The sequence below is a fragment of the Candidatus Nitrospira nitrificans genome (assembly GCF_001458775.1).
Lineage (GTDB): Bacteria > Nitrospirota > Nitrospiria > Nitrospirales > Nitrospiraceae > Nitrospira_D > Nitrospira_D nitrificans.
This window is the reverse complement of record NZ_CZPZ01000001.1, coordinates 67,776-91,519: the sequence shown is the minus strand read 5'-3', so window position 1 is coordinate 91,519 and position 23,744 is coordinate 67,776. Positions and strand designations below refer to the sequence as shown.

At 55.0% G+C, this 23,744-nt stretch carries 18 protein-coding genes; 16 read left to right on the top strand and 2 right to left on the bottom strand.

The window, feature by feature from the left end:
• Position 1: 1 nt before the first annotated feature.
• The 16 genes from COMA2_RS00395 (at position 2) to COMA2_RS00320 (ending at position 22,947) form a co-directional block, all read left to right on the top strand.
• Entirely contained in the window at positions 2–1,216 is a 1,215-nt protein-coding gene (locus tag COMA2_RS00395) for a glycosyltransferase (protein WP_175304289.1), read from the top strand.
• 215 nt (positions 1,217–1,431) lie between these two features.
• Positions 1,432–2,472 (top strand): glycosyltransferase family 4 protein, encoded by a 1,041-nt coding sequence (locus tag COMA2_RS00390; protein WP_175304288.1) that lies wholly within the window; start codon positions 1,432–1,434, stop codon positions 2,470–2,472.
• Between the two features lies 1 nt (position 2,473).
• Complete coding sequence (gene asnB, locus COMA2_RS00385; RefSeq protein ID WP_090893647.1) at positions 2,474–4,351, top strand: asparagine synthase (glutamine-hydrolyzing); 1,878 nt, start codon at positions 2,474–2,476, stop codon at positions 4,349–4,351.
• Positions 4,352–4,394: 43 nt separating this feature from the next.
• Positions 4,395–6,557 (top strand): glycoside hydrolase domain-containing protein, encoded by a 2,163-nt coding sequence (locus COMA2_RS00380; protein WP_090893645.1) that lies wholly within the window; start codon positions 4,395–4,397, stop codon positions 6,555–6,557.
• Positions 6,558–6,789: 232 nt separating this feature from the next.
• The gene (locus tag COMA2_RS00375) at positions 6,790–8,349 is read left to right on the top strand and encodes a heparinase II/III family protein (RefSeq protein WP_175304287.1); all 1,560 of its coding nucleotides are present in this window, start codon (positions 6,790–6,792) and stop codon (positions 8,347–8,349) included.
• Positions 8,306–9,568: a glycosyltransferase family 4 protein gene (locus COMA2_RS00370; protein ID WP_090893641.1), complete on the top strand. Its 1,263-nt coding sequence runs from the start codon at positions 8,306–8,308 to the stop codon at positions 9,566–9,568. Before COMA2_RS00375 ends, COMA2_RS00370 begins: the two co-directional genes overlap by 44 nt.
• A 350-nt stretch (positions 9,569–9,918) precedes the next feature.
• Complete coding sequence (locus COMA2_RS00365; protein ID WP_090893639.1) at positions 9,919–10,584, top strand: hypothetical protein; 666 nt, start codon at positions 9,919–9,921, stop codon at positions 10,582–10,584.
• A 181-nt stretch (positions 10,585–10,765) separates the two neighbouring features.
• The gene (xrtD, locus tag COMA2_RS00360) at positions 10,766–12,340 is read left to right on the top strand and encodes a VPLPA-CTERM-specific exosortase XrtD (RefSeq protein WP_175304286.1); all 1,575 of its coding nucleotides are present in this window, start codon (positions 10,766–10,768) and stop codon (positions 12,338–12,340) included.
• A gap of 32 nt (positions 12,341–12,372) precedes the next feature.
• A complete protein-coding gene (locus COMA2_RS00355) occupies positions 12,373–14,007 on the top strand; it encodes a glycosyltransferase family 4 protein (RefSeq protein ID WP_090893635.1) in 1,635 nt (544 codons plus the stop codon).
• Between the two features lie 74 nt (positions 14,008–14,081).
• Entirely contained in the window at positions 14,082–16,469 is a 2,388-nt protein-coding gene (locus tag COMA2_RS00350; protein ID WP_175304285.1) for a tetratricopeptide repeat protein, read from the top strand.
• 9 nt (positions 16,470–16,478) lie between these two features.
• Entirely contained in the window at positions 16,479–17,081 is a 603-nt protein-coding gene (locus tag COMA2_RS00345) for a polysaccharide biosynthesis/export family protein (RefSeq protein WP_090893632.1), read from the top strand.
• Positions 17,082–17,095: 14 nt separating this feature from the next.
• Entirely contained in the window at positions 17,096–18,316 is a 1,221-nt protein-coding gene (locus tag COMA2_RS00340) for a porin family protein (RefSeq protein WP_090893631.1), read from the top strand.
• A gap of 37 nt (positions 18,317–18,353) precedes the next feature.
• Complete coding sequence (locus COMA2_RS00335) at positions 18,354–20,084, top strand: Wzz/FepE/Etk N-terminal domain-containing protein (RefSeq protein ID WP_175304284.1); 1,731 nt, start codon at positions 18,354–18,356, stop codon at positions 20,082–20,084.
• Positions 20,085–20,098: 14 nt separating this feature from the next.
• Positions 20,099–20,926: a CpsD/CapB family tyrosine-protein kinase gene (locus tag COMA2_RS00330; RefSeq protein WP_090893627.1), complete on the top strand. Its 828-nt coding sequence runs from the start codon at positions 20,099–20,101 to the stop codon at positions 20,924–20,926.
• Between the two features lie 30 nt (positions 20,927–20,956).
• On the top strand, positions 20,957–22,363 hold the full coding sequence (locus COMA2_RS00325) for an AAA family ATPase (protein ID WP_090893625.1): 1,407 nt from the start codon (positions 20,957–20,959) through the stop codon (positions 22,361–22,363).
• 155 nt (positions 22,364–22,518) lie between these two features.
• Positions 22,519–22,947: a tetratricopeptide repeat protein gene (locus COMA2_RS00320; RefSeq protein WP_090893623.1), complete on the top strand. Its 429-nt coding sequence runs from the start codon at positions 22,519–22,521 to the stop codon at positions 22,945–22,947.
• A gap of 13 nt (positions 22,948–22,960) precedes the next feature.
• Here the strand turns inward: COMA2_RS00320 and COMA2_RS00315 are convergent, their stop codons facing one another.
• Positions 22,961–23,164, bottom strand: coding sequence for a hypothetical protein (locus COMA2_RS00315; RefSeq protein ID WP_090893621.1), 204 nt, complete (start codon positions 23,162–23,164; stop codon positions 22,961–22,963).
• Positions 23,161–23,679: a phosphate-starvation-inducible PsiE family protein gene (locus tag COMA2_RS00310; RefSeq protein WP_175304283.1), complete on the bottom strand. Its 519-nt coding sequence runs from the start codon at positions 23,677–23,679 to the stop codon at positions 23,161–23,163. The genes COMA2_RS00315 and COMA2_RS00310 overlap by 4 nt, the downstream gene beginning before the upstream one ends.
• Between the last annotated feature and the right edge of the window lie 65 nt (positions 23,680–23,744).

The following is a 23,744-nucleotide window of genomic DNA, read 5'->3' as shown; positions in this document are numbered from 1 at the left end:
TATGCGGTCCAGGGTAGTCTTTTTTGTGCCGGAATGGCCGGCCTCGAATAGCAGCGTCTTGGAGTCGCAAGTGCTCGTCGTCGCAGGATTTCTGTCTCGGCGGGGCGTCACGTGTCTTTTTATAGGAACCGACCGATCAAATCCGGAGGCACGACGAACCGAGCTTCACATTCAAAATACCTACGGTATTCAGGCCAGAATATTTGGGTTATATGCCGCGCGTCCCAACGCGTTGAATTTGGGATACACGACATACAAAGCCTTCACAGAGGCAAGGCATCTGATCAAATCCTTTGCTCCGACTCATGTCTACTCGCGATCCTTCATGGCTTCCATGTTCGGCAGACATTTGGCCAAGGAGAACAATGCAATTTCTATCTATGATGTTCGTGGCGTGGTATCGGAAGAATGCGCGTTAGCGGGGCCTCTCCGCGGCGTACGTTCTTGGATCATCAATTTGCTGGAATCCCACGAGATGACGCATGCTGCAAGACTTGCGACGGTCTCGGAAAAGCTGGCGCGTCATATCGACCATCAAATCGGCCGAGCTTGCGCGGTCGTCATTCCTTCCTGTTATGACCCCGAACGGTTCTCAGTCGATCGAAGCTGGCGCAAGACAATGCGCCGGGAAATGCGAGCAGGAGATAAAGACAGGGTTCTTTGTTATTCAGGCGGCACCGCGCCCTGGCAACGCATAGAAGAAATTCTGATGCTGTTTGAACAGGTCGCTCATCTGACTCAACATGTCCGGTTTGTCGTTTTGACTCCTGATCCGGACGCATTTTCAGGAACAATTGCATCCTCTCCACATTGTGATCGCTATGTTGTGAAATCATGCCCGCATCATCAGGTGGCGCGCTATCTCTCAGGCTGCGATGCAGGGATTATCATGCGATACGACACCGTAGTGAATAATGTCGCCAGCCCCATCAAAGTCGCGGAGTATTTAGCATGCGGACTTCCCCTGGTGATGACGAAAGGAATCGGAGATTACAGCGACGACCTCCCCAAGAGAGACATCGGCCTCTTGTTGGATGAGACAGCTGATCTCGCGGAGCAGGTGATCCGATTTCTCGCACGTCCCGATTTCGATCTGCTGCGCGCATGCGCGTCTCGCTATGCCGTAGAACATCTGACGCTGGAAGCGAATTGGAGCCGCTATCGATATTTGTATGAGATCGATTCGGAATCACATCTCGAACGGCGACGCGCGTGACAAAGGATGTGGAGTGCGATTCATTTCTATCCGCGACGCGCGGGGACTATATGAGTGCAGATGCCGCCTATTCTTTGATGACCGGATTAGTATCGTCGATTAATCGTTGCGTATTGGGCTCTCTACCCGAACTCCCGGCTTAAACCTTACTGGAATTTTTTATCGTGATGGCATCTGATATGGCCGAAATGCTTCTTCCGGCAAGGCGCGTTCTTATGATCGGTGGAATGCCTCCTCCCGTCGGTGGAACCACTGTCCTCTTCAAAAACCTGATCGACGGACTTCAGCAGACGCCCTCGCTTTCCGTGACGCTCATTAACACGTCGCGGTTGTCTCAAGGGCTTGTGTCGACCTGTCTCCAAGGCCTTCTGAGTTTGGTCAAAATGATTCACCACATCGCCAGTGCGGATGTCGTGTCCTTTCATGCTTCGATGCAAGGTGCGCTTCTCTTCGGCCCCTTTGTTCATATCTTCTGTCGTGTCTTCAGAAAAAAATGGATCTTTAGGGCTTTTGGCGGGTGCGGCGATGAGTGGTATCAGTCCATCGGGCCGGTTCGACGATTCCTCTGCAGGTCAACCGTATTCAGCGCGGATGCGGTGTTGTTGGAACGGCAATCGTCCGTGCGATTTTTCCGAGCCCTTACGAAAAGCGCAGTGCACTGGTATCCCAATAGCCGAAAAATCGACCCGGCAATTCAACGGCAGAATGGCAGTAAGCCTCGGGGCGGTCGCTTTGTGTATGTCGGGCACGTCAAACCGAGCAAAGGGATTCCAGAACTGATGGAAGCGTGCAAATTACTGCGGACTGAGAATGTCAGGGTCGACGTCTATGGGCCAATGCAAGAGGGCATTACTGAATCCACTTTCGATCAGGCCTCAGTGACCTATTGCGGATTGCTTGCAAACGAGCGCGTTGTATCGACTTTGCAAGGGTATGATGCGTTGCTTCTCCCGACTTATTGGAAGGGGGAAGGTTACCCCGGGGTCATCCTGGAAGCCTATTGCGCAGGGATTCCTGTCATTGCCACCAGGTGGGGAGGGATTCCGGAGATCGTGACGTCGGAGACAGGGATTCTTATCGAACCGCGTGATGTCGAGGGCCTCGCGCGTGCGATGCGGCAGATCATGACTTCGGAAGCGCTTCGCGCGCGGTTGAGGGCAGGCGCTCGGCAGAAGGCGACCGAGTTTGATGCCGAACAATGGACGACGTATTTCATTCGGCTCTGTGAAGGGCTGACGGCAGGACGGCGAGGCTGACATGTGTGGGATTGCCGGTGTCATCGGCTACGACGAGGCGGCGCTCCGTACGATGCTGACCCGCATTCGGCATCGCGGTCCCGACCATTTCGGCACGATGGCCCTTCCGAACCGGCGCGGCTACCTCGGCCATGTTCGCCTCAGCATCCTTGATCTCGACCAGCGGAGCCATCAACCGTTTCTCTCGGATTGTCGTCGTTACGCACTGGTCTTCAATGGGGAAATTTACAATTTCCAAGAACTGCGGGCGGACCTTGAAGCGCTTGGACACCGGTTTCGTACGACTTCCGATACGGAAGTGCTGCTGCAATGGATGATTCGCTATGGCACAGCGGGCCTGGCGCAATTAGAAGGCATGTTTGCCTTTTGTCTCGCCGATCGTGATGAGCACACGCTGTTGCTGGTTCGCGACCAGATTGGGGAAAAGCCGCTCTACTATTCCTTCACGACGCTTCAGGGAAGTCCGCGCTTTGCATTTGCGTCTGAGATCAAGAGTCTGTTGACGTTAGGGGATGTCGATACATCGCTGGACCGGATCGGCCTCCTGGACTATTTGCGATTTCTCTACACGGCGCCCCCTCACACGCTCTATCAAGGCATTCAGGAGTTGCCCCCGGGTCACTATTTCAAGATGAGACTGGATGATCGGACCGCGCCGGTCCTACACGAATACTACGATGTCGAGTCCCGGCTGGGCCACCCCGACTCGATCTCTTTTCCGGAAGCCGCTGAGCGCTTCCGTCGGCTCTTTTCCCAGAGCGTGCAGCGCCGGCTGATCAGCGATGTGCGCGTGGGTCTATTCCTCAGCGCAGGTATCGATTCGAATGCGATCTTGGCAGCGATGAAGGACGTTCCGCTTCAGTACCCGCTGGAGACATTTACGCTGGAGTATATGGGTCAGGCCGATGAAAGCCGGCAGGCCAAGCAGATTGCCCATGGCCGTGGTTTAACCAATGAGACCATTTCGTTCACGCAGTTGGATTTTTGTACGACTCTTGATCGGGTGGTTGCCCTTTTTGATCAGCCGTTCGGCAACTCGACCGCCATTGTGTCGGATATGATTGCGGCGAAGGCTGCCGGATCATGCAAGGTCTGTCTGGTCGGTGACGGAGGGGATGAGTTGCTGATCGGATATCCACGTTATCACGCGCTGACTCGATTTGCTGCGATGCAGCGCTGGCCCTCGCTTGTGCATCGGGCCTTACGAGGGCTGTTCATGGGGCTTCCGGAGACTGGGGCGACGGCAGTGTCTGTTCGTCGTGCCAAACAATTTCTCTGTACGTTGGGAAAGCCAATGGCTGAAGCCTTCCTGGATTGGTCGACGTATCTTGATACGCCAGCGTTGTCGTTCGCCTCCGGCATCGCCGATGCCCGTACTGACTTCTATAGGCAGTTGCTGGCCACGTTCACCCGTCACCAAGCGGACCCGATGCGCGCCGCCGCTATCGTTGATATGAAATCATTTGTGCCCTGTAATTTGTTGCAGAGCGCGGATCGGACCAGCATGGCGCATTCGCTTGAATTGCGCACCCCTTTTTTATCGACCATTTTGATTCACGGTATTCTCGGTCTTCCGTCAAGGATCAAAGTTCAGAAGCAAAAGAAAGCCTTGGTGACCGTGCCCTATGCCCAGGACCTAACAGCCGCTGTTGTGAGGCAACCAAAACGCCCCTTCAATCCTCCCATTCGGGCTATGCTGAGAGACAATCTGCCCGTCTTGAAAGAGTATCTCCTGAGTTCGACTGCTCGCGTGAATACCGTACTCGAGAAGCGCTTTGTACGCCAGCAGGTGGAAGCGTTCGAGACATCTCGCCGTGACAATTCAACGTTTTTATGGGGCCTTGCTACGTTGGAACGCTGGCTCCAACGGGCGGCCTAACTGCTTGCAATCCATTGCGTCATAAGAGAATAGGGGAGGGGATATGCGGAGTTACACACGTGCAATCACCTGGTGGTGTGCGGTCGTAGGGCTTGTGATAAACGGCACGCTGGCAGAGCTCTGTTCGGCTGAGACGACCAAAATCCTAGTGCGGGAATTTTCTCATCCGCCCAACTATGCGACGACGAGTGATCACAATGATGCCCTCCAATTAACGGATGGAGCGACGGCGGCATTCCCGATGTGGACGAAGCGAGACGCTGTGGGATGGGCGCATGCCACTCCCGTCACGCTTTCAATCGAGCTTGGGCGCGAGCGGACGCAATCGATGGAATCACGGCAGGGGACCTTGCGCATTCATACAGCCAAGGGTCTCTATGCCGAGGTGGATGTTCCACGCCAAATCGATGTTTATTCGAAGGGGGCGGACGGTACTTATTACAAAACCGGCAGTGGATCGCCGATTAGCAAGCAGCTGGCCGACAAAGCGCATCATTGGATCACCGTGCCGGTGTCTTTTGCGGGGACAGGGCTTCTGGTGGTCTTGCATGCCGGCGGGGAGTTTCTCTTTGTCGATGAAGTAGTCTGGGATGACAGCGGGAAAGCCGGTGCTCTGCCGAAAGAGCGCTTGGTCGGATCGAAAACACAGGCGCTCACCGACAGCACGGAGAGTTTGCGGGACAATCTCATGGCCCGTGCCCTGACCCCCAGCCCTCAAAGTCCACCGGCTCCTGCCGGCGTCAATGTTGTGATGTGGCTCCAGGATCCATGGGGCGCGTTGCCATCTGATTTGGCTACTCCCCAACTGAACAAGGTCCCTAAGCGAGTGGTCGTAGAGGGATTTCAAGGTGAACAAGAGTCCATCTGTGTGGGCCTCAAGACTTGGGCGTCCGGCGCAATGACAGACGTCCGTCTTCAAGTGACAGGAGTTCCCTCGGAAGCAGTCCGCCTATTCTACGTGGCTCCGGTCGTGGCCGCCAGCGGGCAGTTGGTCTATGACCCGCTTGTGCCGCTCGGCACAGACCGAAAGCTGGCACTTCGCGCCGAACGCCTCAACTATGCCTGGATCTCGCTTGATCTTCGCTTGATTCCCGTGGGGACCCATACATTCACAGTTGCAGCGTTGAGGGAGGGCGGAGCCGAGGCGACGACAATTTCAGGTGAGATCATTGTGCATCCACCGTTGCCACAGACCACTCAACCGGCGGCTGTCAACTGGGCCTATATTCGCGATACTCCAATCTGGCGCAACCCCGATGTAACTTTTCAGGACTTGCAGGCTCATGGCATCAATGTCTTTGTGCTCCATCCGGCTGATATCCCTGGTGTGGGGCTGGACGGGATGTGGAGTGCCGAGCACTGGGCAGCCTTCAATAACATGCTCCGGCTTGTACGCGGTCAGGGGATGCTCCTCTTGTACCTGGGCTGGGATGTCACGAGAAATCCGCTTGGACTTTCCAAGCATCGCCCCGACATCTCTTCGGATGCCAAGCGCCGCCTGAGTCAATGGCTGGATCGTATGTCGACCTATCTGGACCAGCGCGGCTTCAGCAAGCAGCAATGGGCGCTCTATCCTGTCGATGAACCTCGTGGCGACAACATCGTGTTTCTTGAAGCCGTAGCGAGAGCAATCAAAAGCACGGATTCTCAGATCCGTGTCTATGCCGATCCCACCTCCGGGAAAAGCGGCCACACGTCACTGGATGACCTGCGGCGGTTGGATGAGGTCATCGATATCTGGCAGCCGAATCTCGAGTTCGTGAGAGGTCAGGCGCATATGTTTTTTTCCGGATTACAGAAGCCGTGGTGGTTGTATGGAAATCCGCCGTCACCCGCTAAACTGGGTTCGCCTTTGCAGCATTATCGATTGCTCGCCTGGTGGAGTTGGATTTTCGGGGCCAAAGGTGTCGGCTTTTGGTCGTATAGCGACACGAACGGCAGTTCGGCATGGAATGATGTGGACGGCAAGTATCCGGACTGGGCCGTTGTCTACGAAGGGAACAATCAGGTCGTCAGCAGTCGACGCTGGGAAGCGTTCCGCGAGGGCTTGGAGGATTATGCCTTGTTATCGGCCTTAGATCGCAAGACCGTTGAAGCCCTTTTCGGCTCATCGGTCGGGTGGAACCCATCGACCTTGGACCTTTACGCATGGACATCCGATAAGATCACTAGCATGCGTCACGATGTGTTTGACCGCCTCCATTGAGCGCGATGAAGCGGAATTTGGAAACAGGTGCATGATCCATCAGGCAGTGCTGCTGATTCGGACGCTCAGTCATCTAAAGCCTCGCCAAGTAGTGCAGTTGCTTGCGCATCGCTTGCCTCCCTCATTGGCTGTGCCCCTCCCTTCCGGTCCGATTCACCGGAGGATGTCCATCGCACTCGTAACGGCTTGGTGTGATCGAGAGACTTCCAGCGGAGGAACAACATTTCATTTCTTGAATGTCACGAACGCGATTCCCACCGAGCGGATTGATTGGGTCAGTCGGGATATGCCGAAGCTTTGGCGGTATAACCTGCACTATTTTGATTATTTGCATGATCCGCAGCGTTCTTTTGAAAACAAGTGTCTCCTGATTACTGATTGGATTAGAAGTAATCCACCAGGGACTGAAGATGCATGGGAGCCCTATACGGCTTCGCTCAGAATCGTGAATTGGGTAAAGTTTTTCTTGTCGCGGGCGGTGGCCGGTCTTAAAGAAAGTGATCGACTGCCCAAGCATGAATGGCTTGAGAGTCTCTATCAACAAGCGCTGTGGCTTGAACAAAACATCGAATATCACATTCTGGCCAATCACTATCTCAAAAATGGCGTGGCTCTATTTTTCGCCGGAGTGTACTTCGAGGGGGTTGATGCAGACCGATGGCTTCAAAAGGGCCTGGGCATTCTGCGAGGCGAACTGAAGGAACAGTTTCTCGCCGATGGGGGGCATTTTGAGCGAAGCCCCATGTACCACTCCATCTGCCTGGTCGATTATCTTGATGTATTGAATCTAGCTGAGAACTCATCTGCTGCCATCTCAAGTGACATAGCGGGCGAATTTAGCGGCAAGGTGACCGCAGCCCTGGATTTCCTGCACGCGATTTGCTTGCCGGACGGAGCAATTCCCCTGTTCAATGATTCGGCGTTCGGCATTGCGCCACCTCCTCATCGGATCTTCGACTACGCGGAGAGGGTGATTGGATACAAGACACCAAGGCCAACAAAGGATCTGGTGGTCAATGCCTTTCCGTCAAACGGCTACTATGTCTGTCGCAAGGCGGACGATATGATCATTATTGATTGTGGGCCGATCGGTCCTGACTATCAGCCCGGCCATGCCCATTGTGATACGTTGAGTTATGAGCTCGCGATTGACGGACGGCGAGTTGTGGTCGATAGCGGGGTCTATGACTATGAGCTAAGTCGGGAACGGGCCTATGCGCGAAGTACGAGCGCTCATAATACCGTGATGGTCGATGAAGAAGAACAATCAGAAATGTGGGGCGTATTTCGGGTGGCACGGCGGGCGAGGCCGATCCAGGCCCATATCGACAAGGCAGGAGAGGGGTCGGTCCTGTTTGAAGGAGCTCATGACGGATATACGAGATTGAAGGGGAGGCCGATCCACAAGAGGAAGATTTCTTACGATGGATGTGGAAGTTGGGTCGTTACGGATGTATTGGAGGGAAGAGGAATACATCGGATGGAAAGTTTCGTTCATATTCATCCCGATTTTACAATCCTGGAATCGGGGGAGGGTCCATTCAGAATCGAGCGAGGTTGGGAGATTGTTGCCATGATTGAGGCGCTGAGTCCCTGCCGAGTCCAGAGTGGGTCGGGATGCTATTTCCCTGAGTTTGGTTTGAGCCGGAAGAACCCTGTGCTAGCCTTTTCTTGTTCTGGAGAAGGTCCACTCCAGCTGAGTTATCGAATCCAGAAAACGAGAAACCGACAAACCCAGGCGCACGAGCATGCGAATCCTCTTTCTGTCACATTACTTCCCTCCCGAGGTTAACGCGCCGGCAACGAGAGCTTACGAACATTGTCGACAATGGGTCCGAGATGGGCATCATGTGACGGTCGTGACCTGCGCGCCGAATCATCCTCAAGGAAAGGTCTACGAAGGATACCGCAATCGGATCTATCAACGAGAAACGAGAGACGGAATCAGCGTTGTCAGGGTCTGGACGTTCGTGACGGCTAATGAAGGTTTCCTCAAACGAACGTTGAACTACATCTCGTATATGTGTTCTGCAGTCATGGTCTCCATTTTTCTCCCCAAAGCAGACGTCGTTCTTTCTACCTCTCCTCAATTCTTCAATGGGCTCGCAGGCTACGTTGTCAGCAAGTTGAGGAGAATACCCTGGGTATTAGAGATCCGTGACCTATGGCCGGAATCGATCGTTGCCGTAGGTGCGATTAAAAGCCCCACAATCATTACCCTGTTGGAATGGATCGAGCGGTTCGCCTATCGAAAGGCGGATCGAATCGTGCCGGTGACCGACTCGTTCAAAGCCTACATGTTGGGCAAGGGCATCGACGCTGGAAAAATCGACGTCGTCAAAAACGGTGTCGATCTGGATCAGTATGCGCCGTTGGATGGCGCGAGTGCTCTTGCTGAAGAGCTTGGGGTCAAAGAAAAGTTCGTGGTGTCCTATTTTGGGACCCATGGCATGGCTCACCATCTGGAAACGATCTTTCATGCAGCCCACCGATTAAGCGGCTCGAACAACATTGTTTTCCTGATGGTGGGTGATGGAGCCGAGCGGCGGGCGCTTCTTCAGATGCGAGACGACATGGCGCTGGGCAACGTGATGATGGTCGATCAGCAACCCAAAAGCCGCATGCGCGACTTCTGGGCGTTATCCGACATCAGTCTCGTTCTCCTGAAAAAATCAGACCTGTTCAAGACGGTCATCCCCTCGAAGATCTTTGAAAGCTTGGCGATGGCGAAGCCGATCATTCTTGGAGTGGAAGGGGAGAGCGCGGATCTTATCCGAGCAGCCAAGGCAGGCGTGTGTATTGAGCCGGAACAGGCTGAGGAGCTCGCTGCGCGTGTTCTGGAGCTTTCTCAAAATACTGACCGGTGCCAACAGCTGGGTAGGAATGGGCGCCGATATGTCATTGAACATTTCGATCGCATCGTGCTCGCCAGAAAACTCGCTTCTGTGCTCGAGGCTGTTGATGGGAAGACAGTTCTGGAGGATGAGGAGGTTTCTACCCCTGTGAGATGACCTTGCCGAAGAACTCTGATCTCCACAACATCCGGTCACGCTTCGATCCGGGCATGCCGAACGGCCAATAAAAGGTAGGGGCACTGGAGAGGTATCCATCAGGGACATTGCAACGATATGAATGGGTTTTGCCAGGTAGGAGGAAACGCGGTAGGTAGCTTCCCCCTGCACAGGGCCCATACATAATTGAACATCGTTGTGGTGTCATGCACACAGTTGCCGACGAAAGTCTCAATCGTGTTCCTTAGTTTTCAGTGACATGCATCTGGTCCTGGATGGCCTGGGATTTGCTGAACGCTTCCCTGTTCACACGTGTTCCTTATGTGTCAACCTCTAGCAGGAGTGGTGTTATGCGGATGATGAAGCGCCTATTTGGTAGACGACTCGCCTTGCCGGCGATCGCATTGAGTTCGGTTCTCTTGGTTGCCGGACCATCGGAGGCCAGCCTTGTCAGCTTTTCGTTTAGCGGGTCAATCGGTGAGGTTGGAGGTGTGCTGTTCCCAACCGTGGGGACTGGAGTCATGTCGGGCAATATCACATTCGATACCAGTACTGCTCCGATTATTCCTGGAACGGGACTGTATCTCAACTCGATCACAGGACTCAACCTCAACATTAACGGCCATATATTCTCGTATGCTTCCGGCGCCAATGGCCTGTTGGTGCTGAACAGCCCTCCACTGGCAGGGGTCGACAGTCTCACCGCCTTCTCCACCGTGACGGGTGGGGCAATCAATGGAGTATTGCCGTCTAGCTTTCAGTTGTCGCTCAGCGATCCAAGCGGGAACGCGTTCGGGGACGTGAATGTTCCCACCGCCCCGCCAAGCTTAAGTTCGTTTGCCAGAAATCAGTGGCGGCTGGACTTCGGTGGGACGGGAAACTATATCGTTGGTTCGCTTGCTCACCTGACGGCAGTCCCGTTGCCGGCTGCAGTTCTTCTGTTCGGCGCAGGTCTTATTTCGTTGGTCGGTTTGGGTGCGGGAGGGTTAAGAAATCTCCGCGGAGCCAAGGCTTAATCGCAAACCTCGTTTTGACGACCGGGGCTTGATACCCACCGTGGGTATCAAGCCCGTTCTTTCTTCAAAATCAATCGACAGATCACTGGTTGCCATAGATAATCAGCTTTCGCCCCGCTCTTTCGGATCGTCGTAGCGCGTGTGACTCATTCCTCATCATCATATGAGTGACTTCTGTCGCATGACTAGCAATCGCTATCTGATCTTCACCTCAACCCTGGTCGTGGCGCTGTTGGGCTACATGTACGCGGAGAGCCTGGCCTACCTGTTCAGTCAGTGGTTGGGCACTGAGGATTATAGTCACGGAGTTTTCGTGCCTTTCATTAGCGGGTATTTGGTTTGGCAATCTCGGCATCGTCTCAGTCAAGTGGCGAGGGAGAACTCGTGGTGGGGTATTGCTGTCATGGCGCTGGGGCTCATCCTCTATGTGGTGGGGGAATTGTCCACACTGTTTGTCATCCTTCACGTCTCCTTGTGGGTCGTACTCGTCGGGTTGACCGTCACGCTGCTCGGGCTTCATGGGGCCAAGATCATTGCGTTTCCTCTCGGGTATCTCCTGAGCGCGATCCCTCTACCGATGTTCTTTTACGCGAATCTGTCGAGCCAGCTCCAATTATGGTCCTCATCCCTCGGTGTCGGATGTTTACAGCTTGTTGGTGTGATGGCGTATCGGGAAGGCAATGTCATTGATCTGGGGCCGGTGCAACTCCAAGTTGTCGAGGCATGCAGCGGGGTTCGATATCTGCTTCCGCTGACTGCCCTGGCACTGCTCTGTTCGTATCTGTTCAAAGACAAGATGTGGAAACGGGTGGTGCTCGTGCTCTCGTCAGTTCCGATCTCGATCATGCTGAACGGTTTTCGTATCGGCGTGATCGGAGTGTTGGTGGAACTCTATGGGAGAGGCGCCGCGGAAGGCTTTTATCATCTCTTCGAAGGGTGGGTCATTTTCATGGTGAGTTTTGGGTTGCTGATCGCAGAAATGGCGCTCTTAGCCAGAATAGGAAAGGTGAAGTCGCACAGGTCGTTGTTTGACCGGTTCACCTGGAGAGAGCAATCAGAAGATTGCGCCCATCAATCCGTCTGCATGGGACCAGGCCTTATCCAATCGTCTCCACACCCCGCCTATTTGTGCAGCGTAGCCCTGCTCGCACCATTTACTGTGTTCTCGACGGTGGTTGTGGATCGTGAAGAAAGTCCTCCTCCGCGAGCGGCGTTCGTCAATTTTCCGATGCAGATCGACAGCTGGCAAGGATCGTCGTTTCCTCTCGAGCAACAATACATCGATACGCTTCGGTTCGACGATTATGTCCTGGCGGACTACCGATTGAATGATCAGCAGCCGGTGAATTTCTATGCGGCCTACTACCGATCACAACGGAAGGGGCAATCAGCTCATTCGCCTCAAAGTTGTCTGCCGGGAGGCGGATGGGAAATCACGTCCCTGACGCAACGAGAACTACTGATGTCCCAGGGGGTGATGCAGCCGCTCACAGTCAATCGGGCGGTCATTCAGAAGGGGGACCAGAAGCAAATCGTTTGGTACTGGTTCAAGCAACGCGAGCGACATCTCACCAGTGAATATCTGGTCAAAATCTATCTGGTGTGGGATGCCTTTTTCCGACAACGGACTGATGGAGCCCTCGTGAGACTGGCATCGCTGGTTGGTCCAGGCGAATCCGAGTCCATAGTTGATCAACGTCTTCAGGAGTTCGCGGTTGCAGCCGGGCAAGCCCTGACGACGTACGTGCCGGACTGAACGACGGTAATCAAAGCGTTGAGAGCCTATCTATGGTGAACGAGCTGTTCTTTAGTTCCATGACCGCCTTGCTTGTGTGCATGGCGCTGATCCCCCTCTTGCGGCTCATAGCAGAGCGGTTTCAGATCATGGATCAGCCCGGAGGTCGGAAAGTTCATGAACATCCGGTTCCACGGATCGGCGGGATTGCCTTTGCTGTCGGCGCGTGCGTTTCAATCGCTTGGTGGGGGGGGAGAGATGCGACAACCTTTTCAGTGCTGTTCGGATGCGTGACCATCGTAGCGTTCGGAGTATGGGACGACCGCGTCGATCTCGGCTATCGAAGCAAACTCGTCGGCCAGTTGCTCGCCGCGCTTGCCGTCGTGTTGGGCGGCGGTATTTGGTTTACCGCTCTTCCCTTTCTCCCTGATGTGGAGGTGCCGGCATGGGTTGGGATGTGTGTGACCGTTGTGTTTCTGGTCGGCGTGTCCAACGCCGTCAATCTGACGGACGGGTTAGATGGGCTAGCCGGTGGTCTGTCATTCATTACGCTATCGGGGATTGCCTATTTGGCCTATCTTTCCAATGACTCGACCGTCTTGTTGTTGACGGTCCCGTTTCTGGGCGGGCTTTTAGGGTTCCTACGCTACAACACCTATCCGGCTCGCATCTTTATGGGAGACGGCGGCAGTCAATTGTTGGGATTCATCATGGGCGTTCTCGCCGTTCTGCTGACGGATTCCTCGCGAGGCCCATTCAGTCCAAGCCTCGCATTCTTTTTATTAGGTTTGCCGTTTTTGGACACGCTCGGGGTGACGGGACAACGGTTGGCAGAAGGCCGTTCTCCGTTCATCGGCGATCGCGCGCATATTCATCATAAACTGCTCCGCTTTGGGTTCACGCATTATGAGGCCGTGACCGTCATTTATGTGATTCAGGCAGGCATGTTGGGCTTGGCCTATGCGCTGCGATGGCAGTCCGACACATTGATCCTGCCCCTCTATCTCCTGATTACAGGATCGGTCTTGCTGCTGTTCATCGCAGCAGGGCGCGGCCTTCTTCCCAATCTCGCGGCGCGAGGTGGGCATTTCCTCTCGAATGTGGTCGTGAGGCGAGTGATGAGTGGTCCCTGGTTGACGGATCTACCGATGCAGTTTCTGGCCGTGACGGTTCCCTGTTTCCTCATTGCGCTGGTATTTGTCCCATCGAATGTGCCGGCCGATGTCGGGTACCTCTCGATCGTCATTTTTGGGATTGTGTTGGCCGGCCTCTCGTTCTCTCCTCAGGTGGCGCCATACTTTGTTCGTGGTGGGCTCTATGTCGGGACGACCTTCCTGCTCTATGCCTGTGAAGCGTCGCGATATCGATCCATATCCGCCGTGGCGATGCTCCACAACGCATTTTTTGTCGTGGTGGCCGTGATGGTTCTCTTGAGTCTGCGGTTCAACGAGGAAAACCGTTTTCAAACCACACCGCTCGACTATCTGATGGTGTTTTTGGCGATAACTCTCCCGCTGCTTCCCGAGGTGAGCGCCGACATTGCGCACTTGGGTGTCTTCGCCGCCAAGCTGATGGTGCTCTTCTTTTCTTTCGAGTTGCTGCTCCATGCCTTTGCCAATCGCGTCCGGCAGCTCGGCCTTGTATCGCTCTGGATTTTATTCGGACTCGGAATTCGGATTTTGTTGTAGCGAATGGGGTTACGTAATAACCTAACCTTATGAGCGCACTACGTTTATACGACCGCGGTCGAGAGATGTCGTGCATGCGTGTGATAAGCGGCATCGTGCTTTTGGCCGCCGTCACGCTGACGGCGTGCGGTGGTCCCGAGGAACGAAAAGCAAAGTATTTTGCCAAGGCGAATGAGTACATCGACGCGGCCAATTATCCCAAGGCGCGGGTCGCTTTGAGAAACGTGTTGAAGATCGACCCTAAAGATGCGGAGGCCTACTATCTCTTCGCTCAAGTCGAGGAGAAAGAGAAAAACTGGCGCAATGCCGTTCAGCTGTATCAGGAGGCGGTGCGTCTGGTTCCCGATCACGCGGCCGCCCTCATCACTCTGGGTAAGTACTATCTTGAAGCGAGGCTGACGGATCGTGTGGCCGAAGCCGCGGACACGGTGCTCAAAAGCCATTCTCGCCACCCGCAGGCCAGTGCGCTGAAGATTGCGGCACAGGCGGTGACGGAAGCAGCGATTCCTTCGCTCATTCCCGACGCGGAGGCGCTGGCGAATGAATTTCCCGCAGAGCCGGATGTTGCCATCCTCCTCGCGACACTGTACGGCCAACAACGGCGTTATCGGGAAGCGGAGACGACATTGAGGCGCGCTCTTGAATCCCATCCGACGGATCTCGATCTGTTGAATAATTTGAATAGGATCTTGACGCAGGCCGACAATATGGCCGGTGCCGAGACTGTGATGCGCCGGATGGTCGCGGCTGAACCGACATCCTTTGATCATCGGATGAGGCTTGCCCGTTTCTATGTTGGACAGGGAGCACGGAATAAAGCGGAAGCTGTGTTACGAGAGGCGATCGCATTGGATCCAACCAACGAACAGCGTCGTCTCATGCTTGCGGAGTTGTTTGTGAACGCGCAAGATGTGGCGGCTGCCGAACAGGCGCTTCTTGATGCGGCGGCCCAAATCCCGCACGCAACCCACATTCAGTTCGGACTCAGTGCGCTCTACAGAAAGAGCGGACAGGACCTCCAGGCTCGCCGGCTCTATGCTCTGTTGATCGAGGAATACAAAGACAAACCCGTCGGTCTGGAAGCCAAGGTTAAACTGGCCGAGATGGATTTTGCGGAGGGCAAGCAAGCGGACGCGGAGCATCGCGTGCAGGAGGTATTGCAGGCCAATCCCCGCTCATCGGATGGACTGATTCTTACAGGGCGTATGGCGTTGGCCAGACGAAACGGAAAAGAAGCGGTGCAGGCGTTGCGCACTGTTCTGCACGATCAACCGGAGTTGGCCACCATCCACTATCTTCTCGGTCAAGCGTATCAGCTGACGGGAGACACTAATCTCGCAAAAGAAAGTTTCGAGCGAGCGGTCGTTCTGTATCCGGACCAGGTGGATGCGAAACGGTCTCTCGCCGTTCTTGAGAGCAAAAGCGGTCGTTACGAACAGGCCCGTGCTCGGATCGAGGACTTGCTGAAACAGCGTCCCGATGATGTCATCGCTCTCGACATGTTGATGACGTTGGATCTGGTGACGAAGAACTGGCCGGGGGCTGAGCGGACGTTGACGCGCCTTCGTCAGGTCTCTTCCGGCAATAGGTCTGTGGCTCTGTTAGCCGAAGGACGGTTTTATGAAGCCCAGCGCCGTCTGAGCGAGGCGAGTCGAGCCTACGAGCGTGCCACAGCGCTGGTTCCGAACGAACCAGAGCCGCTGTTATCGCTCGTGAAGGTGGAGGCGGCGTTGGGGCAAGCCCAGCAGTCCAGAATTCGCCTGGAAGCCCTTCTGGTTTCCCACAAGGACCATCCGTTTGCGCATGGATTACTGGGAGAGGTGTTGTCTCTCAGTCGGAAGCACGAAGAGGCTGCACTGCACTATCGTGAGGCTGTGCGACTGAATCCAAAATGGATGACGCCTTGGCTCAACTGGGCCATGTTGTCGTTGTCCCAGAAGAAACCGGACGTCGCCGTAGAGGTTCTCAACGAAGGACTCAAGGCCAACCCGGAGAGCGAGGAGTTGCACATGTTGTTGGCCTCCGCTCGGTTCGAACAAGGGCAGATCGATCTCGCGATGGCCGCCTATGAGACGACGTTACGTTTGAATCCTCGAAACCTGCTGGCGTCGAATAACCTGGCGGTTCTCCTCGTGGACCACAAGCGTGATCCAGCGAGTTTACAAAGGGCCTTCGCGCTCAGTCGAGATTTCGAACGGGATGCGCCGCATCCGTTCTTTATCGATACGCTCGGCTGGGTGCGATTCAAAATGGGGCAACAGGAAGAGGCGATTCGTTTGATGAAGCAAGCCGTCAGCAAATCTCCGGACATGTCCGTCCTAAATTATCACCTTGGGATCGCCTGTTTTCAATCTGGTCAACGCGCCGAGGCCCGTACCTATCTCTCAAGGGCGCTCAAGAGTTCCGATCCGTTCGAAGGGCGGCAAGAGGCAGAGCATGTTCTCGCGCAGATAAGGGGGTAAGGCTAGTCTATGGCTCGTATCGTTCGATCGGTGATGGGTGTCGTGCTCATGATGGCGGCGGTCGTGGGATCGGCCTTGCCGGTGCATGCAGGTGAGGGGGGGGCTCTCGCAGTGGTCTCGCAAGTCGATCCCGGATACCGCCTGGGTGCCGAGGATACCCTGCTGGTGTCTGTGTGGAAGGATGAACAGCTGACGCGTGAAGTTATTGTCCGTCCGGACGGGATGTTTTCGTTCCCACTCGTCGGCGACATCCAGGCCGAAGAGCGAACGGTCGAGGATATTCGTAGCGACCTCGTAAAACGGCTGACCAAGTATATTCCGAATCCCAATGTGTCCGTCGCGGTCACGAAGGTCATCAGTTACAAGGTCTACGTCATCGGGCGAGTGAATAAGCCGGGTGAGTATGTGATTGGCCACTACACCGATGTGCTGCAGGCGCTCAGTCTTGCCGGTGGGCTCACTCCGTTTGCCGCGGAAAACGAGATCAAGGTCATGCGTCGAGTGAGGGGGGAACAATATGCCATTCCCTTTCGCTATGGAGACGTGCGGAAAGGCAGAGATCTGGAACAGAATATTCTTCTCCTGCGCGGTGACGTCGTGATGGTGCCTTGATCGACGCCACGTGCATGTCACCGAGCTGCAAGGAAAGCGGTCATGGCTGGAGTCGGAACGACACCGTCAATCCTGTTCTCCTGGCGGTGATCATGATGGCCACTGTGGCGCCGAGAAGCGAGGCTGCTGAATGGTCGTTGGCACCTTCTCTCGGGGTGAAAGGGGCGTATAACAGTAACTTGCTCTTGACCCCGTCACCGCATCACGACACCTATGGGTATTGGGTGACACCGGCGACGGAGTTGGCCGGCAAAACCGAACGGCTTGAGGTCAACAGCCGGATTGCCGCGGATGTTGTCGGATATTTCGGTGGAGAGGAGAGGCAGTTTACCAATGTTTATGCGCCCTTGTCCGTACGGTACCAGACCGAGAAGGATCTTGTTGGGTTTACAGGTGGCTTTACCCGCGACAATACGTTGCTGAGCGAATTGCAAGAGACGGGGGTCGTCCTGCAATTCGCTCAGCGAAATCAGTGGACATTGAACCCGACATGGACAAGAAAGTTGACTGAAAAGCTGTCGTTTCAATCGGGTGCACAGCTGTCCGATACCACGTATGAGACTGACAGGTTGGTGGACTATCGATTAGTCGGTGGCTCAGGTGGATTCCGGTATCAACTGACAGAGCGGGATGAAATCCACGTAACCGGGTCGTATGTGGATTTCCATACCACGAGCGCTCCCGCTTCATTTCGAGCCAATTATCCGGGGATCAACATGAGGGTGACGCGTGCATTTACTGAATCACTTACGGGAACCATCCACGGAGGACCCAGATTTTTGGCTTCACGCTCACAGACAGCGCTTGACGCCATCACGGCTCACGATACGGTGTGGTTGGCAGGAGCAAGTATGACAAAAAATTGGGAGAGGGGTACGCTGCGTGTTTCGTTTGACCGAGATCTGGCTCCCAGCGGATTCGGATTATTGATTCAGACCAATCGCGGAGAGATCGCCGGTTCATATGAGCTTTCAGAAACTGTGACCGGTTCCCTGAATGTGGCCGGAATTCTCACGTCCGGGAAAAGCAGCGCGGCCGTCGGCGGAGTCTTTCCGGATAACAGTTATGTCAGCCTGACGCCGAAGCTCTCCTGGAAGTTTCTCGAATGGTGGCAGGCGGAGGTCTCGTATATGTACCGATGGCGTGATGTTGACACAGCCGAAAATTCAGCCGAGTCCCATGCGACGACGTTCATGGTGACCTACTACCCACCGAAACTTTCATTTTCTCATTAAGACCATGGCACAGGCGTTACAAGCATTCGGATCGACCATGAGCATGAAGGACTATCTCGCGGCCTTTCACCGCCGACGGAAACTCATTCTCCTCACCGGTGCGGGACTCTTGACCCTGTCCCTGACGGTGGCATTTCTGTGGCCGCCGACCTATAAGTCGGCGGCCACCATCTTAATTGAGGAGCAGGAGATTCCCTCGGACCTCGTGCGATCGACCATTACCAGTTATGCCGATCAACGGATAGAGACCATCAAACAACAGGTGATGAGCCGCACGACCCTCTGGAAAGTGGTCGAACAATTCGATCTCTACCAGGATCTGCGACAGAACAGTCCGGCCGAGGAAATCGTCAAACGATTTATCAAGGACATCGAGGTGGAGGTGATCAGCGCCGACGTGGTGGATAAGCGCACGCAGCATGCGACCAAGGCGACCATTGCCTTTACAGTGGCGTATCAAAATCGGTCCCCGGAGGTGGCGCAGAAGGTGGCAAATGAGCTGACCAGCTTGTTTTTGGGAGAAAACTTGAAGAGTCGCGAGCGGCAAGCGCAGGAGGCCACGTCCTTTCTGCAGCAGGAAGCCGAAAATCTTGCACGACACATCGGTGAGATTGATGAAAAAGTTGCGTCGTTTAAACATCGAGCGGGCGGAGCGCTTCCTGAGCTGATGCCGCTCAATCAGCAGATGATGAATCAAGCCGAGCGCGAGTTGATGGATATCGATCAACAGATCCGAGGCCTTGAAGAGCGGAAAAGCTATCTTGAAGGAGAATTGGCGACGATCAAGCCGAACACGCCGATTCTATCCGTCACGGGGGAACGTATTTTGGACTCCTCCGAGCGCTTGCGCGCGCTTCGTGCTGAATTTGCCGGGGCAGCCGCCAATCTGTCGCCGAATCATCCCGATATTATGAAGATGAAACAAGAGATTGATGCCTTGGAGAAAGAGAGCGGGCAGGTCCCTGATGCGGAGGAGGTCTCCAAGCGTCTTCTCGATGCCCGTGCCGCTCTCGCGACCGACATGGAACGGTTGGGAAGCGAGCATCCCGATATTCTTCAAGCGCGGAGGAAAATCGCCGCGCTCGAACAGGAGGCGGGTCGGATCGGAACCGTGTCGCTCGCGAAGAAGAATCAGAGACCTGAAAATCCAGCCTATATCAATCTTCAAGCCCAGCTGAATTCCGCAACCTCTTCCTTGGAAGCCCTTCGCAAGACTCGTGTGGATGTGAAACGCCGACTTCAGGAGTATGCGACGCGCCTGGAGCGGGCTCCTGAGATTGAACCCGAGTATTTGGTGTTGACGCGGGATCGTGATACATCGGGGCAAAAGTATCAGGAAATCCGCTCGCGATTATTGGAAGCGAAGGTGTCGGAAGGTTTGGAGGTTCAGCGAAAAGGCGAACGGTTTGCCCTGATCGATCCACCGAGTCTGCCGGAAAAACCGTATAAGCCGAATCGTTTGGCCATCATCCTTCTTGGCTGCATTCTTTCCATAGGCACCGGAGTCGGCTTAGGGGCGGCGGCCGAATCACTCGACCATTCAATCAGGACGCCCGATCAGCTCGTCGCCTTGACGCAACATTTCCCGTTGGCCGTGATTCCGTTCATGCCGAACGAGGACGATGTCTCCTACGCGAAACTACGACGGCGTGTGGTTCAAACGGCGGGGATAGGCGCCGTCGCGGCAGTCCTTGTCGTCTTACATGTGTTTATCGTCCCGTTGGATGTCCTGTGGTTTACCGCTCTGCGGCGGTTTGGGGTGGAATAAGGGAATAGATCGCTATGAATCGTATTCGGACCGCGCTTGAGTTGTATAAGGATTTGCGAGGCGCCTCTTCTCATGAGGAGAGCCCGAAGCGGGCGGCCACTCAGTCGGTCCCGCCGCCGATCACCTATACCAAAACCAGATCGCTGAGTATTCCGCACACGGTATTGCACAGGCATCGAGTCATGACGGCGCACAACAAAGGACCGTTCGTTGATGCGTACAAGATTCTTCGAACACAGGTCACGCAGCGATTGCGGGAGAACGGGTGGAATGTGGTGGGCGTGACGAGCCCGGGTTACGGCGAGGGCAAGACGCTGACGGCCGTCAATTTGGCCGTGAGTCTTGCCATGGAAACCACCCAGACGGTGCTGCTCGTCGATTCGGATCTGCAGGACCCTTCTGTGCATCAGGTATTCGGCTTGAAGGACTGTCTTGGTCTTGCCGACTATTTGCTGGACGATCAGCCGGTCGAGGATCTGTTGCTTCATCCGGGCATAGGACGATTTGTCTTGTTGCCGGGGGGGCGGGCGATCTCAAGCTCGACCGAAATTTTGACCTCGCCCAAAATGGTGGCGCTCGTTGAGGAGTTGAAGCACCGGTACCCTTCTCGAATCGTTGTCTTTGATCTCCCTCCGTTGCTCCATACGGCGGATGTCTTGGCCTTTGCCCCGTACACGGACGCGCTGCTGATGGTGGTGGAAGAGGGGAGGACGACGGGCGAAGAACTGCAGCGGGCCCTGGCGTTGGTCAAGAATTCACGTCCCGTTCTGGGAACGGTGCTCAACAAGGCCGGCCGATCGTCGCTGACTCTTGCGCAGATGAAGACCATGCTGGCCACGTAGCTCCCGAATCGACTGTCGACCGGCGCACCCATGTACGAAGCATTCTATCGATTCAAGGCTAAGCCGTTCGCGCTCTTGCCGGACAGCAGCTTTCTGTACCATGGCTCGGAGCATCAGGCCGCCTATAGCTTGTTGGAATATGGGGTTCTGAGTCAGGCGCCGTTTATGGTGCTGACAGGCGATCCCGGCATGGGCAAGACATCCCTGCTGCGGAAACTCATCGCCGAGCACGGCAATAAACATAAGATCGGGCTGGTCACCAATGCTCGTTATGATATCGATCAACTCTTGCCTTGGATTTTGTTGTCCCTTGGGTTAAGCACCAAGCGGCTTGATCCGATCGAAGCCTACCATCTTTTTTCAGAGTTTCTGTCTCAAGAAGCCAAGCGTTCGCGACGGGTGATTCTCATCGTTGATGAAGCGCAAAGTCTGGGGGCTGAGTTGCTTGAAGAGCTGCGGCTGTTGTCCAACATGAACGACGGCAAGACCTTGAAACTCCAGATCATCCTCTCCGGTCAACCCGATCTCCACACGCTGCTTCGGCGTGTCGACATGACTCAATTCGCGCAGCGGATCGTCGTCGACTACCATCTGAAACCGCTCTCCGAGAGCGATACCGCCAACTGTATTCGACATCGACTGCGAGTCGCCGGCGGATCGCCGGCCCTCTTTACGAACAAGGCGTGCGCGCTGGTGCATCGATTGAGCCGAGGGAACCCGAGGCTGATCAATCAAGTCTCCGATATCGCCTTGACCTACGGGTATGCCGAACAGGTGAGAATCATTACCTCCAAGTTGGTGGCCCAAGCCGCGCTGGATCGAAGCAAGGGAGGCATCCTTCCCCTGGCCGAGCAAGAGGAGCTGGTCGGACTCGCGGCGGCTCCGGAAGATCCGGGGGAACTGAATGATCCCATTCCAAGCCCAGGGTTGAACGCAGAGTCCGTTGAATCGGCCGAGGCCCATCCGATGAGCTTTCCGGAGGAAGACTATGCGCGAGCGATGGATCTTAAAGAACAAGCGCGATTGGAAGAAGCGGTTGAGTTGTTTCACTCGGCGGCCAAGGACAAGTCCATGTGGTTCAAGGCCTATTCACAAGTCGGATTGTGTTACGTCAAGATGAAAGAACATCATGCGGCGATACAGGCATTCCGCACGGCTCTGGACGATTCCACCGCCCCACAGCAGGATATTCTTGACGTGCTCTATGTCTTGGGGCGCAGTCTCGAGTCTATCGGGAAGGTCGGCCAAGCGGTCGACGTCTACCATCGCATCCATCAGTCGGCCCCAACATATCGAGATATCACGAGCCGGTTGCGAGAATTGCAGTCGACTCAGAAACAGTCGAGCCCCAACAAGAAATCCGCCACGGAACAGCACTCGTGGATCGCCGGTGTCGTAGAGACTGTCCAACGCTTGCTTATCGGTAGTCGGAAGTAAACGTCCCTCAATTGTTCGATAGTGATTCCCTGTCTGCCTCGCACTGAGGCGAGTCAGGAAGCGGAGGGAGTTTTCTATTCTTTCTGTCTAAACGGGGTGATTTCTGCTTTGATAGAACGGTGCGATCGGAAGCGGTGAGGAGTGATGAGTGAATCATGTCGGATTCGATCAAGGACCTGTCCGACCAAGACGTAAGCCCAGCGGAGCGCTATGAGCGGGGGATCGCGCTGAAAAAGGCCGGGCTGTACAAGGCCGCAATCGACCAGTTTACAATGGCCGCAGTAGAAGTCACCTTGGCCGTCAAGGCGTATGCGCAGATGGGACTTTGTTATAAATTATCCGGCTGCTATGAGGATGCCGTCACGGCATTTCAACAAGCGCTCAAGACCACACCCGGCTCTTCCAAGGAAACCGTCCAGATCCTCTATGTGTTGGGTCGCACGCTGGAATCGTTGGGCAGAATTGCAGAAACGCTGGAAGCCTATCGCTGGATCAGGCGGGAGGATGCGGCCTATCGGGATGTGGCGGAACGTATCGAGCAGCTCAGCGCTCGCCGCCGGATAGTAGCCACGAAAAAACTTTAGTTCGAGTCGTCTCCTATGGAGGCAAAGAAGCGACTCGCAATTCGTAGTCGAACCCGCGCCGTTGCACATGGATCACGTCTCGACGACTGAGTTCATCCACCAACGAGAACACCTGATTCCAAGTGAGCTCGGGAAGAGAGGAGAGCAGTTCTTCAAGCTGGATCTGTCGCCGCTCTTGGACGATGGCCAATAGTTTTGCCGCAGCATGTCGAGTCATCGACATCTTCCCTGGTTACGCAGATCATCGTGAACGGAATCATGGGGCTCGGTCCTCACGGCCGGACTCCACCGAACGGCCATGACGCGAACGATTCCTAATACCAGCACAATGCCGCAGAGCGCCGTCAGGGCTTGCCAGTCTCCTCCCTTGAACCATTGGGAAATCACTTCCGTCAGCATGACGACGAGAATCGTATCAACGATGAACGTCACCTTGACGCGACCTTCTCGAAAGTAGGTCACCGTGGTTTTGAAGACTTCGACGATGGCCAGCAAAATGAGCGTATTGACGATGATTTGCCGCAACACGACTTCGGCCGAGTGATCGACGAGCAAGCGGATATCCCAAAACGTTTTTAGCGCGCCTCCGGTCAGGGCGGCTAGGAGCGTCAGAATCACGAGGCTGAGCACACCTTTCATGGCCACGCTCCATACATCGAGAAGGTCGAGGTGAAAGATTCGACGCCGGAAAACTCCTCCATCAAAGAGACGAGCTGCTTCGAGTGTCGGCATGGCGTCCTTCCTTTCCCTTGTATCCGCCATGAGAGTATCGGGCCATCGTTTCGGAACGGTCACGA

What these genes read in the sequence shown, in the direction of transcription:
- COMA2_RS00355 (WP_090893635.1), top strand. Translation starts at nt 12,373, where the DNA reads ATGGTGAACGAGCTGTTCTTTAGTTCCATGACCGCCTTGCTTGTGTGC.
- COMA2_RS00370 (WP_090893641.1), top strand. Translation starts at nt 8,306, where the DNA reads ATGCGAATCCTCTTTCTGTCACATTACTTCCCTCCCGAGGTTAACGCG.
- COMA2_RS00380 (WP_090893645.1), top strand. Translation starts at nt 4,395, where the DNA reads ATGCGGAGTTACACACGTGCAATCACCTGGTGGTGTGCGGTCGTAGGG.
- xrtD (WP_175304286.1), top strand. Translation starts at nt 10,766, where the DNA reads ATGACTAGCAATCGCTATCTGATCTTCACCTCAACCCTGGTCGTGGCG.
- COMA2_RS00325 (WP_090893625.1), top strand. Translation starts at nt 20,957, where the DNA reads ATGTACGAAGCATTCTATCGATTCAAGGCTAAGCCGTTCGCGCTCTTG.
- COMA2_RS00335 (WP_175304284.1), top strand. Translation starts at nt 18,354, where the DNA reads ATGAGCATGAAGGACTATCTCGCGGCCTTTCACCGCCGACGGAAACTC.
- COMA2_RS00330 (WP_090893627.1), top strand. Translation starts at nt 20,099, where the DNA reads ATGAATCGTATTCGGACCGCGCTTGAGTTGTATAAGGATTTGCGAGGC.
- COMA2_RS00320 (WP_090893623.1), top strand. Translation starts at nt 22,519, where the DNA reads ATGTCGGATTCGATCAAGGACCTGTCCGACCAAGACGTAAGCCCAGCG.
- COMA2_RS00315 (WP_090893621.1), bottom strand. Translation starts at nt 23,164, where the DNA reads ATGACTCGACATGCTGCGGCAAAACTATTGGCCATCGTCCAAGAGCGG.
- COMA2_RS00350 (WP_175304285.1), top strand. Translation starts at nt 14,082, where the DNA reads ATGCGTGTGATAAGCGGCATCGTGCTTTTGGCCGCCGTCACGCTGACG.
- COMA2_RS00390 (WP_175304288.1), top strand. Translation starts at nt 1,432, where the DNA reads ATGATCGGTGGAATGCCTCCTCCCGTCGGTGGAACCACTGTCCTCTTC.
- COMA2_RS00340 (WP_090893631.1), top strand. Translation starts at nt 17,096, where the DNA reads ATGTCACCGAGCTGCAAGGAAAGCGGTCATGGCTGGAGTCGGAACGAC.
- COMA2_RS00365 (WP_090893639.1), top strand. Translation starts at nt 9,919, where the DNA reads ATGCGGATGATGAAGCGCCTATTTGGTAGACGACTCGCCTTGCCGGCG.
- COMA2_RS00310 (WP_175304283.1), bottom strand. Translation starts at nt 23,679, where the DNA reads ATGCCGACACTCGAAGCAGCTCGTCTCTTTGATGGAGGAGTTTTCCGG.
- asnB (WP_090893647.1), top strand. Translation starts at nt 2,474, where the DNA reads ATGTGTGGGATTGCCGGTGTCATCGGCTACGACGAGGCGGCGCTCCGT.
- COMA2_RS00395 (WP_175304289.1), top strand. Translation starts at nt 2, where the DNA reads ATGCGGTCCAGGGTAGTCTTTTTTGTGCCGGAATGGCCGGCCTCGAAT.
- COMA2_RS00345 (WP_090893632.1), top strand. Translation starts at nt 16,479, where the DNA reads ATGGCTCGTATCGTTCGATCGGTGATGGGTGTCGTGCTCATGATGGCG.